Source organism: Streptosporangium sp. NPDC049248 (assembly GCF_040678965.1).
In the GTDB taxonomy this organism is placed as follows: Bacteria; Actinomycetota; Actinomycetes; order Streptosporangiales; family Streptosporangiaceae; genus Streptosporangium; species Streptosporangium fukuiense.
In genome coordinates, this window is record NZ_JBFAQY010000009.1 from 268942 (window position 1) to 281092 (window position 12151).

The 12151-nt window shown below is 70.8% G+C and carries 11 protein-coding genes; 6 read left to right on the plus strand and 5 right to left on the minus strand.

The window, feature by feature from the left end:
• Positions 1–401 precede the first annotated feature (401 nt).
• From AB0K21_RS19460 to AB0K21_RS19475, 4 genes are all read left to right on the plus strand, one after another.
• Positions 402–2513, plus strand: a complete 2112-nt coding sequence (locus AB0K21_RS19460) for an ATP-binding domain-containing protein (protein WP_364151586.1) — start codon at positions 402–404, stop codon at positions 2511–2513.
• A 579-nt stretch (positions 2514–3092) separates the two neighbouring features.
• Positions 3093–4760 carry an apolipoprotein N-acyltransferase gene (gene lnt, locus AB0K21_RS19465; RefSeq protein WP_364151589.1) on the plus strand — a complete coding sequence of 556 codons (1668 nt, stop codon included), beginning with the start codon at positions 3093–3095 and terminating at the stop codon, positions 4758–4760.
• Complete coding sequence (locus AB0K21_RS19470) at positions 4760–5512, plus strand: polyprenol monophosphomannose synthase (protein WP_343974107.1); 753 nt, start codon at positions 4760–4762, stop codon at positions 5510–5512. The genes lnt and AB0K21_RS19470 overlap by 1 nt, the downstream gene beginning before the upstream one ends.
• Before the next feature lie 130 nt (positions 5513–5642).
• Positions 5643–6194, plus strand: a complete 552-nt coding sequence (locus AB0K21_RS19475) for an FxsA family protein (protein WP_343974110.1) — start codon at positions 5643–5645, stop codon at positions 6192–6194.
• On the opposite strand, the gene AB0K21_RS19480 is transcribed toward AB0K21_RS19475, so the two are convergent.
• On the minus strand, positions 6181–6624 hold the full coding sequence (locus AB0K21_RS19480; protein ID WP_343974113.1) for an SRPBCC family protein: 444 nt from the start codon (positions 6622–6624) through the stop codon (positions 6181–6183). The genes AB0K21_RS19475 and AB0K21_RS19480 overlap by 14 nt on opposite strands.
• A gap of 204 nt (positions 6625–6828) precedes the next feature.
• Here AB0K21_RS19480 and AB0K21_RS19485 point away from each other — a divergent pair, with 204 nt between their 5' ends.
• Complete coding sequence (locus tag AB0K21_RS19485) at positions 6829–7326, plus strand: GNAT family N-acetyltransferase (RefSeq protein WP_343974116.1); 498 nt, start codon at positions 6829–6831, stop codon at positions 7324–7326.
• 111 nt (positions 7327–7437) lie between these two features.
• On the opposite strand, the gene AB0K21_RS19490 is transcribed toward AB0K21_RS19485, so the two are convergent.
• Positions 7438–8001 carry a snapalysin family zinc-dependent metalloprotease gene (locus tag AB0K21_RS19490; protein ID WP_343974119.1) on the minus strand — a complete coding sequence of 188 codons (564 nt, stop codon included), beginning with the start codon at positions 7999–8001 and terminating at the stop codon, positions 7438–7440.
• A 64-nt stretch (positions 8002–8065) separates the two neighbouring features.
• Positions 8066–9187, minus strand: coding sequence for a S1 family peptidase (locus tag AB0K21_RS19495; RefSeq protein ID WP_343974122.1), 1122 nt, complete (start codon positions 9185–9187; stop codon positions 8066–8068).
• A 393-nt stretch (positions 9188–9580) separates the two neighbouring features.
• On the opposite strand from AB0K21_RS19495, the gene AB0K21_RS19500 reads away from it, so the two are divergent.
• Positions 9581–10777, plus strand: coding sequence for a PP2C family protein-serine/threonine phosphatase (locus AB0K21_RS19500; RefSeq protein ID WP_364151638.1), 1197 nt, complete (start codon positions 9581–9583; stop codon positions 10775–10777).
• 18 nt (positions 10778–10795) lie between these two features.
• Here the strand turns inward: AB0K21_RS19500 and AB0K21_RS19505 are convergent, their stop codons facing one another.
• Together AB0K21_RS19505 and AB0K21_RS19510 are read right to left on the minus strand one after the other, a co-directional pair.
• Positions 10796–11614, minus strand: a complete 819-nt coding sequence (locus AB0K21_RS19505) for an isocitrate lyase/phosphoenolpyruvate mutase family protein (RefSeq protein WP_343974125.1) — start codon at positions 11612–11614, stop codon at positions 10796–10798.
• A gap of 171 nt (positions 11615–11785) precedes the next feature.
• Positions 11786–12130 carry an RNA polymerase-binding protein RbpA gene (locus tag AB0K21_RS19510; RefSeq protein WP_030904469.1) on the minus strand — a complete coding sequence of 115 codons (345 nt, stop codon included), beginning with the start codon at positions 12128–12130 and terminating at the stop codon, positions 11786–11788.
• Between the last annotated feature and the right edge of the window lie 21 nt (positions 12131–12151).

Sequence of the window (12151 nt, forward strand, 5' to 3'; positions counted from 1 at the left end):
CGTGTGCGTCCTCGCATTCACCGATGAGGCGAAGTTAGGAAACTTTCCTAACTCCGAGTGAATGTAAGGAACCCGGCGGATCCCCGTCAAGCGGGCAGGAGGCGTCGCAATGAAGCTGTGATGGCTCAGGGGCGGGTAAACTTCTCGACGGACCTGCTAGGGTGATGGTTTGTCATAACAACTAGCGCAATGGTCCGGAGTATCCCATTACTAGCAACGATAATGGAGCGACGGCAACCCGTCAAATCGAGCTGACCAAGGAGCAGGAGTATGTCTCCGCTCTCTACGCGAGGCTCGATCTGCTGCGCGAGCGCACCCAGCGGCAGCTGGACGGCGTCCTCGCGCAGGGAGGGAGCGGGGGCACGCACCAGAACCGCTCTGAGCGCGACACCTTCGCCGGGATGTACGCCGAGCGCCTGGGCCGCCTGTGGGCGGTCGAGAACGGCCTGTGCTTCGGCCGGCTCGACAACGCCGACGACACCTCCCTCTACATCGGCCGCATCGGCATGGCCGACGACGACCAGCGCCGACTGCTGATCGACTGGCGCGCCCCGGTCGCCCAGCCCTTCTACGGCGCCACCCCCGCGGCCTCGATGGGCGTCACCCGCCGCCGCCACCTGCAGACCAAGGGCCGCAGGGTGATCGGGATCGACGATGACCTCCTGGATCTCGACAACCTCACGGACGAGGACGTGGCCACCCTCAACGGGGAGGCCGCCCTGCTCGCCTCCCTGGCCGCTCGGCGCACCGGGCGGATGCGCGACATCGTGGCCACCATCCAGTCGGAGCAGGACCGCATCATCCGCTCGGACCTGGACGGGGTGCTGGTCGTGCAGGGCGGTCCCGGGACCGGCAAGACCGTGGTCGCGCTGCACCGCGCGGCCTACCTGCTCTACACCCACAGGGAGAAGCTGGCCCGCAGGGGGGTGCTCATCCTCGGGCCGAACCTGACGTTCCTGCGCTACATCGAGCAGGTGCTGCCCTCCCTGGGCGAGACCGACGTGCTGTTGTCGACGGTCTCCGAGCTGTACCCGGGGGTCGTTCCCGGGCGCAAGGAGCCTTCGGAGGTGGCCGGGCTCAAGGGTGACTCCCGGATGGCCCAGGTCGTCGCGCGGGCCGTGCGCGAGCGGCAGCGGGTGCCGCGCAAGCCGATCGAGATCCGCCTCGACCGCTACACCCTGCGACTGGAGGGCAACGTCCTGGAGGCGGCGCGCAACAGGGCGGCCCGCTCCAGGCGGGCGCACAACGAGGCCCGCTCGATCTTCGTCCGCCACCTGCTCAACGCGCTCGCCCGCCAGGCGGCCAGGCAGCTGGGCAAGGGGATGATCGACGACGACGAGCTGGCCGACATCCGCGAGGAGCTCCGTACCGAGCGGCCCGTCAAGGCGGCCCTGAACCGGCTCTGGCCCTACGTCACGCCGCAGCAGCTCCTGATCGGGTTGTTCACCTCCCGAGAGCGCCTCGACCACGCCGCCGCCGAGTTCGGCGAGGCCGAGCGGGAACTGATGCTGCGCGAGCCGCCCCGCAAGGGGGAGAACTGGTGGGCCGAGTCCGACGTGCCGCTCCTGGACGAGGCCGCCGAACTGCTCGGCGACATCGACCCCGCGGTGCTGCGGGCCGGGGCCTGGATGGCCGAGGAGGAGCAGGCGGCGCAGCGGGCCGCCGCGCTCGACGAGCGGCAGCACCAGCTCGAGTACGCCAAGGAGGTCCTGGAGCTGACCGGGCTCTCCGACATCATGGACGCCGAGAAGTTCGCCGCCCGTCATCTCGGCGACGACGTCTTCCTGACCACCGCCGAGCGCGCCGCGGCGGACCGCAGCTGGGCCTTCGGCCACGTCATCGTGGACGAGGCGCAGGAGCTGTCGCCGATGGACTGGCGGATGCTGATGCGACGCTGCCCGACGCGGTCGATGACGATCGTCGGCGACCTGGCCCAGACCGGATCCTCGGCCGGGGCGCGCTCCTGGGGCCGGGTCCTGGACCCCTACGTGGCCGGGCGCTGGCGCGAGGAGACCCTCAGCGTCAACTACCGCACCCCGGCGGAGCTGATGGCGGTGGCCGCCGACGTGCTCACCCTGGTCGATCCGGCGCTGAAGGCCCCGGCCTCGGTCAGGGAGACCGGGACGCGCCCGTGGGCGGCCTCACCGACGGCCTCGCTCGGCGACGTCGTCAAGGCCGAGATCGTGGAGGGTGGGCGACTTGTCGTGATCGTCCCCGAGTCGCGCGCACGGGAACTCGGAGAGGTGGTGGTCCGCTCCGTCGACGGCGCGGTCGCCGGTCCGGGGTCCGCCGCCCTGGACGCCCAGGTGGCGGTGCTGACCGTCGCCGAGGCCAAGGGGCTGGAGTTCGACGCGGTCATCGTGGTCGAACCGGAGTCGATCCTGGGCGAGTCCCCGCGCGGGGCCAGCGACCTTTACGTGGCGTTGACCCGCGCGACCCAGCGGCTTGGCGTCGTGCATGACGGTCCGCTTCCCGATGCCCTCGCTCGACTTGAGAGACATCGGATCACATGAGACCATTGACGGCTCTCGTCGATCATGTCCCAGCTGCGAAAACTTGATGTTTCCGCTGTTAGTGACACGGTTGACATCTGCGCTGGGCTCGGTAGTTTGCTGCCCAGTCCAGCACGGGACTGGCCGGTCGGCCGCCTTCCGACATCGTCGTTTCCTGCGCCCGTGACGGGGGTGACCCCGTCCGTTCAGCCAGACGCAGGGCCGGCAGTCCGTCGAGGCGGGGCACTCCTTCCGGGCGGGGGGTTGGACCCAGGAGGGGTCCGGGCACCCAGTAGACAACGGCAATCCGCGCTCGCCGCCGACGGGACGGAACCGGTCCGAAGGGTTGCCCGGGCTCTCTTCCCGCTCCCGTGCGAGCGCCGCAAGCGTCGGGGCGGTCCGGGGTGTCGAAGGACACCTCGGACCGCCCCGTTGCCGGGTACGGGAGCCCTTCTGGGGGTTTGCTGGTTTCAGGGCGTTCTGGTGGGCTTATGAGGAATATGTCGTGGAACTTTTTGGGGGCGTGCCCGCTGGGCGGTAGCGTTCGGGCAGGAGGACCGGGCGTCGCCGGCCCGTACGACATCGCAAGGAGCCCCGCCCGTGGTGCAGGAGAAGACGGCCGCCCCGGTGCCGGAGGCGTCCGAGACGGACGACCCGGCAGGTGAGGCGGTCTCGCCTCTCCCCTCCCGTCTGGAACTGCCCGCCCGCGTCGCGGGCGTGGTGGCCGGTGGCCTGCTGATCTTCCTCGCCTTCCCGCCGCTCGGGCTCTGGTTCCTCGCTCCGCTCGGCATGGCCTTGGCGCTCCTGGCGGTGCACGGCACCCGCCCGCGCCGTGGCGCCTGGCTGGGCCTGCTGGCCGGGCTCGCCCTGCTGCTGCCCGGCCTGCGCTGGGTGAGCCCGATCGGTATCGACGCCTGGCTGGGGCTGGTCGCCATGGAGAGCGTCTTCTACGCCGCCTGGGGTGCGGGCGCCGCCCTGGTGGCCAGGCTGCGCCTGTGGCCACTGTGGAGCGCCGCGCTCTGGGTGGCGGCCGAGTGGGCCAGGGGTGAGTTCCCCTTCGGCGGGTTCCCCTGGGCGCGGGTGGCCTTCAGCCAGGGTGAGTCGATCTTCACTCCGTACGCGGCACTCGGCGGGGCGCCGCTGGTGAGCTTCGCGGTGGCCCTGTGCGGTGGCCTGCTCGCGCTGGCGGTGTCACGGTCGTTCACGGCTCCGCGCACGTCTCCGGCACAGGGAGGGGCCAGGGGCCCGCGCTGGGGGCGGGCCGTCGCGTGGCCGCTCGCCGGGGCGCTGGCCGTGCCGGCCGGGGCGCTGGCCGTCCCCAGGTACGGCGACGAGGGCGAGAACGTGACCGTCGGTGTCATCCAGGGCAACGTCCCCGGCCGGGGCATGCACCCGCTGGGCGACGAGCCGGCCGTGGTCCTCGGCAACCACACCAGGATGTTGCACCAGATGGCGCGGGACATCAGGGAGGGCAGGACCCCCCGCCCCGACCTGGTCGTGCTGCCGGAGAACTCCACGGACATCGATCCGCTGCGCAGCGAGTTCGCCAGGAGCGAGATCGACGCGGCGGTCAAGGACATCGGGGTGCCCGTCCTGGTCGGCGCGGTGGTCGGGATCGGGGAGAAGAACCGGGCGACCCGCAGTCTGGTCTGGGACCCGGTGACCGGGCCCGGCGCCCACTACGACAAGCAGCAGCTGGTCCCCTTCGGGGAGTACACCCCGCTCAAGGAGCTCGTGCTGGCCCTGTTCGAACGCGCCTCCCTGGTCGGCAAGCAGTCGGTGGCGGGCACCCGCGACGGCGACCTCAGGATGGGGCCGGTGACCATCGGCGCGATCAACTGCTACGAGGTGGCCTTCGACGGCATCGTGGGCGACACCGCCAGGACGGGCGCCTCGCCGCTGGTGGTGCAGACCAACAACGCCACCTACGCACTGACCAACCTGCCGCCGCAGCAACTCGCCATGTCCCAGTTGCGGGCCGTGGAGCACAATCGGGCGGTGATCACTTCCGCAATTACGGGTATATCGGCATATGTGACTCCAAGCGGTTCGATCGCCTGGCGCACCGGGGAACTGGTGCCCGCCATGAACGTCCTGACAGTCCCCGTCAGGACCGCGCAGACCATCGCCACGCGCGTGGGCGCGCTGCCCGAATGGGCCTTGATACTTGTGGGTGCGGGCGCGGTGGCCGTCGCCTGGCGGCGCCGGACGCGCGGCGTGGGGCACTCCGTGATCCGAAAAGACGATCAGCAGGTGGGAGACGCGTGATGGAGCGGATGCTTGGTCGGGTGCTCGTCATCGTCCCGACGTACAACGAGCGGGAGAACCTGCCGATGATCACCCGGCGGCTGCGCGAGGCCGTGCCCGAGGCGCACCTCCTGGTCGTCGACGACGACAGCCCCGACGGCACGGGGGCGGTCGCCGACAAGCTGGTGGCCGATGACGACCACGTCCACGTGCTGCACCGGCCGGGAGGCAAGCAGGGCCTGGGCGCGGCCTACATCGCGGGTTTCCGCTGGGGCCTGGGGGAGGGCTTCGGTGTCCTCGTGGAGATGGACGCCGACGGCTCCCACCGGCCAGAGGAACTGCCCAAGCTGCTGGACAGGCTGACCCGCGGGGCCGACCTGGCGATCGGCTCCCGCTGGGTGCCCGGCGGCAAGGTCGTCAACTGGCCGGCCTCGCGGGAGTTCCTGTCGCGCGGCGCCAACGTCTACACCCGGTTCATGCTCGGCCTTCCGGTCCGCGACGCCACCGCGGGGTTCCGTGCCTACCGGGCCGCCACCCTGGAGAAGATCGGCCTGGAGGACGTCGAGTCGCAGGGCTACTGCTTCCAGGTGGACCTGACCCTGCGTACGGTCCGCAACGGGCTGCGCGTCACCGAGGTGCCGATCACCTTCGTGGACCGCACCATCGGGACCAGCAAGATGGGACGCGGCGTGGTGGTCGAAGCCTTCTGGCGGGTCGCCGCCTGGGGTGTCATGGGCCTGCCCGCGCGTCTGCGCCGCCGCCGCGGTCGCTGATCCTCGGGGTACGGCGAGGGTGCGGTCCCAAGGCTCCGCCGAAGACGCGTCCACGCTGAGCGAACGCGGAACGCACGACCGCTCCGCAGCGTTGTCATGTCATACGGCTGTCGCATGAGTTGAGGCAAAGATGCGCTTTCTGCTGGTCCTGACCTTCCTTGTAGTGCCGGTCCTTGAGGTGTTGGTGCTCATCCAGGTCGGTCAGGTCATCGGTGGCTGGACGACGCTGGCCCTTCTGCTCGCCGGGGGCCTGCTCGGTTCCTGGATCGTGCGCCGCGAGGGCCGCCGGGCCTGGCGCAACCTTCAGAGCGCGCTGCAGAGCGGGCGGATGCCGGACCGCGAACTCGCCGGCGGCGGCCTGACCCTCGTGGGCGGCACGTTGCTGCTCATCCCCGGCTTCCTCTCCGACGTGCTGGGCGTCCTGTGCCTGCTGCCCTTCACCCGGCCGGTGGTCCGCAGGCTCGGCGCCTGGTTCTTCGCCCGCCGGGTGCGCACCATCATGGCCAGGAACGCGGCGGGCGCCGGACTCGGTTCGCCGTTCGGCGACGGCTCGCCCTTCGACGTGCTGCGCGACGCCGGGAGGCCGCCCGGCTCGGGTCCGATCCTGCACGGGGAGGTCATCCGTGACGAGCCGGCCGCCTCCGAAGGGGCGGCCGGTCCTCGGAGCCTCACCGATCGCTGAGCGCGGCCAGGCGGCGCAGTGAGAGCCGGAACAGCGCGGCGTTCAGCGGCCTGACCGCCAGCCAGCCGAGTCGTCCGGCCGCGCCGAACGGCAGGTCGAGATCCTCTTCCCAGATGATCGTGCTGCCGCCGCCCTCGCGGGGCAGCACGCGGAAGACCCCGGTGCCGCGCACCGGCCGCCCCGTGTGCCGGACCCCCACGCTCCTGGGCGGGTCCCACTCGGTGATCTCCATGGTGTCGAGGAACCCGAGAGGTCCCACGCCGGTGAAGGCCGCCAGCCGGCTCCCGGTGCTACGGCCGTTCCCGGCGGTGATTCGTGCCCGGGTCAGGACCATCCACTCGTCGTGCCTCGACCAGTCGGTCAGCACGGAGAAGACCTGCTCGGGCCGGGCGTGTGCGTCCACCGAGACGCTGATATGGGAACGGGTCACCTCCGGTTCCTTCCCATCGCCCGGCGGTCGATCCTCTGGGAGGCACCGCGGACATTGGTAAAAAATCCTATTTTACCTACCTTTTAAGTAGAGTTAAAGTTGTGAGAATGTGATGGCCTGGCGGGCGACGCCGGTCCGGGCCGGCGCCATGCGGAAGTTCCGGACGGTCCGTGACCGCGGGAACGGAGAGGAAGTGGGGCTGTTGTGACCGCGTTCGCGAAGGGAGCCGGCCTGGTCACGGTCAGGCCCGTTCCCTGGGACGACGGTGCGGCTGTGGCGCTGCGCCAGGCCATGACCGAGGAGATGGGCGCCCGCTACGCCGACCTGCTCGCCGCCACCCCCGGCCTGCTGCCCCGGGGCATGGACGTCGAGCCTGAGACCGTCGCCTACAGCGGGGTCGCGTACTCGGCGGAGGGGCTTCCCGTCGGGCACGTGGCGCTGCGCAGGCTCGGCGGAGAACTGGAGCTCAAGCGGATGTTCGTGGTCCCCTCGCATCGGGGCACCCGCGTGGCGCGAGCCCTGCTGGCCGCGGCGGAGGACGCGGCTCGCGCGCTGGGCGCGTCCCGGATCATCCTGCAGACCGGTGACCGCCAGCCGGACGCGGTGAGGCTGTACCGGAGGGAGGGATACACCCCTGTCCCGATCTTTCCTCCGTACGAACGGCTCGCGGGTTCCCACTGCTTCGAGAAACTCCTGTCGTGACCCATGGTCAGAGCCGGGGCTCCCGGCGAACACGAGCCGACACGCCTTCGCCGGCCCGGCCGATGGGTTCGGCCGGACCGGCGAGGTGCCCGTGGGTACCTGGATGATCAGCTAGGACGCCACGCGCTCCGGGCTGTCGACGTAGATCTCACCGAAGTCGATCGCCGGGGCGAACCCGGCGAAGTTCCGCTGGACTTCGGCCTTCTCCGCCGCGTTCGGGTAGGGGTTGGTGCAGTTCGTGCCCGCGCTCGCGCCGGACATCAGGTCCGTGCACCGGCCGGTGCGCCGGTCGGGCAGGCCCAGGATGTGGCCGATCTCGTGGGTGGCGATACGCAGCGGGTTGTGGCCCTCGGCGGTCGCCTGCCGTCCCATCCACACGGTTCCGCGGCCCAGGCTGGTGGGCTGCGCGCGAGGCCAGCCGTTGTCGGCGAGCACCACGAAGTCCGCCGGGCTGCCGGCCACCAGCCGCACGTTCGAGACGCTGGAGTTCCAAATCTGTGCCGCCTGATCCACGGCGGACCGGAACTCCGCGGCTCTGCTCGCGTCGTATCTGAGCACGCGTACGGCCGCCGTACGAGTGTCAGCCGCGTGGACGAGCGTGGCCTGGACGGGGATGGCCACCAGGAAGGCCAGTCCCAGGATGAGGGCGACACCGAAGCGAGTGATTCTAGACATTTCTAGCGGGCCTCCTCGGCCATCGGGGGGTTGCTCGCGGGGAGCAGCTGGTGAGGAGGCGGGGTCAGCCGGTGACGAGCGTCAGCCCGTACACCGAGAGGATCTCGTTGACCGGCTGGTGGTAGGTGGTGCCGCCGACGGTGCAGTTGCCCGAACCGCCGGAGGTGACGCCCTGGGCCTGGCTGCCGGAGATGTAGGAACCGCCGGAGTCGCCCGGCTGGGCGCACACGGTGGTGCGGGTCAGGCCGCTCACCGTGCCCTGCGAGTAGGTCACGCTGGTGTTGTGCTGGCTGATGACGCCGCAGCGCCAGCCGGTGGTCGAGCCGGAGCGGCAGATCGAGGCGCCGACCGAGGCCTGGGTGGAGCCGCGGACGATCACGTTCGCGCCGCCGGAACCGCGCACCCACGGCTGCACGGTGTGGCCGGGAGTGGCGACCCAGGCGTAGTCGTTGCCGGGGAACGACGAACCCTGGAAGGTGCCGGACGGGTTGGTGGTGGTGTTGCCGGCCCGGCCGCAGTGCCCCGCGGTCACGAAGCCGGGGGTGGTTCCCTTGCGGACGGAGAAGCCGATGCTGCACCGGCTGGAGCCGATGTAGTAGGCGAGGCCGCCGATGATGTTGGCGAAGGGCTGGGGCTTCTCGGCGGAGAGCGTCACCCGGACGGCGTTCTTGTCGACGCCCGCGGCGGAGACGAGGGCCTCGCCCGCGGCCTGGTCGCCGGTGAGGACGACGACGCTGTTGGTGGTGACGTCGACGTACCAGAGGGACGCGCCGGCCCTGGCCTCCGCGGAGGCCTGGTCGAGACCGTCCTTGACGGCGTTGAGTTCGGCCAGGGTCCGGCCGACGATCACGGGCTGCGCGCCCTTGGCCCTGATGGCGGCGGCGTCGGCGGCGTCGGTGGTGGCCACGGAGAGCTGGGAGGCGTCGCCGTTGAGCCAGGCACCGGCGTAGTCGGCGCCGAGTTCACCGCTCAGGGCGGACTCCGAGGCGGCCGCGCGCTGCTCGTTGGCCAGTCGCTGCACGGCCTGCTCGGCGGTGAGGCCGAGGTCGCGCTGGAGGGCCTCGAGCATCGCTGCCGGAGGCTGGGGGGCGAGGGGGGCGGGTGCTGCGGAGGCGGGCGCCACGGTGGCGGCCAGGTACAGGGCCACGGTGGTGGCTCCGGCCAGGAGGGTACCTCGACGTAACATGAACACTCCTTGTGAGGGGTGCTGTCAAGGTATTTGCGGGGCGCCCGTTAAGGGATCTCCCAAAAAATCCCTATCGCGATGTTATGGAGTCCTGATCACCGATGGCGGGAGTGATCGGCCCGGACACGATCTGGAGCACGTCTACCCGCACCGGCAGGCCGTGGCCCTGTGCGGGGGTGACTGACAGGCCGCCGGCGGATGCGGATCCCGGGGAAAGGGCCGGGTTGATCCCCTTCGCGGGGGTAGAGGTTCTTCTGAAGGCGTCGGATGAGCCGTTCGTGTTCGGCGTCCGGCGCGGGCTGGAGGTCTCGAGGAGTCGCCGTGGACGGATCCACACCATCCACGCCGCAGGTGGGCTGCAACGACGTGGGGCCTCACCGGGGACGGGCGAGAATGCTCGCGGGACTTGTCGAGGCCAGCCATCTGGGCACGGTGGAGCGGCTGCCGTCCCTCGTCGAGGAGCACGCCGCGCATGTCGGTCTGTACGACGTGCTGATCTACCTGGCCGACCTGCAGCAGGACGTGCTGCGCCCGCTGACCGGCCGGGGGGAGAGCGCCGAGCGGGAGTCGGCCGAGCTGCGGATCGACGGAACGCTGGCGGGGCGTGCCTTCCAGGAGATGCGCGTGCTGCCCGGCGCCGGTGCCGCGGGCGAGGGGGGACGATGGTGGGTGCCGCTGCTGGACGGCACGGAACGCCTCGGGGTGCTGCGCGTCAGTGTCCGGCCGGACACCGACGGCGACCGGTCGCAGGAGGACATGCGGCACCTGGCGTCCGTGGTCGCGCTGATGCTGGTGAGCAAGCGTTCCCAGAGCGACTCCTATGCCCGGCTGGTGCGGACCCGGCCGATGAACGTCGCCGCCGAGATGCAGTGGAACCTGTTGCCGCCGCTCACCTTCACCGGCGAGAAGGTGGTGATCGGTGCCGCGCTCGAACCGGCGTACGAGCTCGGTGGCGACGCCTTCGACTACGGGCTGGACGGCGAATCCGTCCAGCTGGCGGTCTTCGACGCGATGGGCCATGACGCGTCGGCAGGGCTGACCGCCAACCTCGCGGTGGCCGCCTGCCGCAACCAGCGCCGCCAGGGTGTCGGCCTCGTCCGGGTCAGCGAGGGGATCGAGGAGGTGCTGATCAAGGAGTTCGGCCAGGGCAACCGTTTCGCCACGGCCATTCTGGCCGACCTGAACATGCGCACCGGAGTGTTCGCCTGGGTCAACCGGGGTCATCACCCGCCGGTGGTGATCAGAGGGGGGCGGTGGGTCACCACCCTGAGATGCCCGCCCGCCCACCCGCTGGGCCTCGGCCTCGGACTGCCGGTGACCCTGTGCAGGGAGCAGCTGGAGCCAGGCGACCGCGTGCTCCTCTACACCGACGGCATGGTCGAGGCCCGCGACCGCGCGGGCAGGGAGTTCGGTCTGCCGCGCTTCGTCGACTTCATCATCCGGCACAACGCCGACGGCCTGCCCGTGCCGGAGACCCTGCGCCGCCTGGTCCGCAGCGTGCTGAAACACCACGACGGCAGGCTCCAGGACGATGCCACGGTCCTGCTGGTGGAGTGGTGCGGCGGAGCCGAGGGCAAGCTCAGCCTCTGAGCCCGGCGGGGCGCCGGATCAGAGCGCGGGGGAGTAGGGGCTCTCACCGTCCCGGATCGCGGTGAGCATCCGGGCCGTGTACGCCTGCACGGCCTTGTGCAGGCCGTGGCCGAAGCTCACCCGGGCCACCCCGAGGGAGGCCAGCTCGCCGAGCGACGGCGTACCCGGACGGAACAGGATGTTGATCGGCCCCTCGATCCGCTCGGCCAGTGCGCGGACGGCCTCGGCCTCGGCCGCGAAGATCGGGTAGACGCAGTCGGCGCCCGCCTCCAGGTAGCGGCGGCCCCGCCGCACCGATTCGGCCAGCCGCTCCCCGGCGTCTCCCGTGCCGTTCATGTAGGTGTCGATCCGGGCGTTGATCACCAGGTCCACGCCGGCGTCGGCCGCGGCGGACCGGACGGCGCCCAGGAAGGCCGCCTGCTCGTCGACATCGACCATGGCACCGGTGCGCGGATCGGAATCCTCCAGGTTGCAGCCGGAGGCCCCGGCGGCGGCGAGCCGCTCGACCAGTTCGGCGGGCTCCAGCCCGTAGCCGCGTTCCATGTCCGCGGTGACGGGCAGGCCGACCGAGCGGCTGATCCTGGCGATCGCGGCCAGCATCTCCTCGACGGGTGTCTCCTCACCGTCGTCGTAGCCGAGCACCGGGGCGACGGCGGCGCTGCCGGTGGCGATCACCGGGAACCCCTCGGCCTCGACGGCACGTGCCGACGCGGCGTCCCAGACGTTGGGCACCACCAGCGGTCGGCCCGGCACGTGCAGCGCCCGGAGCGCCGCGGCTTTCTCACCGGCCGTCGTCGAGGTGGTGCCGGTGGTCTCTCTGCTGGTCTGAGTGGTCATGGAAATGACCTTAGGGAGAAAGCGAACCGACCCCAAGGACCAATTCCGCACTAATCGGCTGAGCCACTTCGCGCCCCGGTCGTCACCGGGGCAGCGGAGAAGGCAGTGGAGAAGACGGAGACCTTCGGCCCCCTGGTCAGGGGGCCGAAGGTCTCCGTCCCTTCGAATCCGTCAGGCGCTCTTGCGGCGCTGGGCGCGTAGAATCGCCAGGCGCTCGTTGAGCACCTCCTCCAGGTCCTCGATCGTGCGGCGCTCCAGCAGCATGTCCCAGTGCGTACGCGGGGGCTTGGCCTTCTTGGCCTCCGGCACCTCGCCGTCCACCCGGAGGGCGGTCGCACCGCACATGCGGCACTCCCAGGTCGCCGGGATCTCGGCCTCAGCGGCAAGCGGAACGTCGAATCGATGGCCCTTCGGGCAGGTGTAGGACACCTCCTGGCGCGGGGCCAGATCGGTGTTGCGGTCGTTCTCGTAGCTGGTCGCCCCGAGCCGGGTACCGCGTAGCGCACGCTCGCCCATGTCTGAATGCCTCCTGAGGGC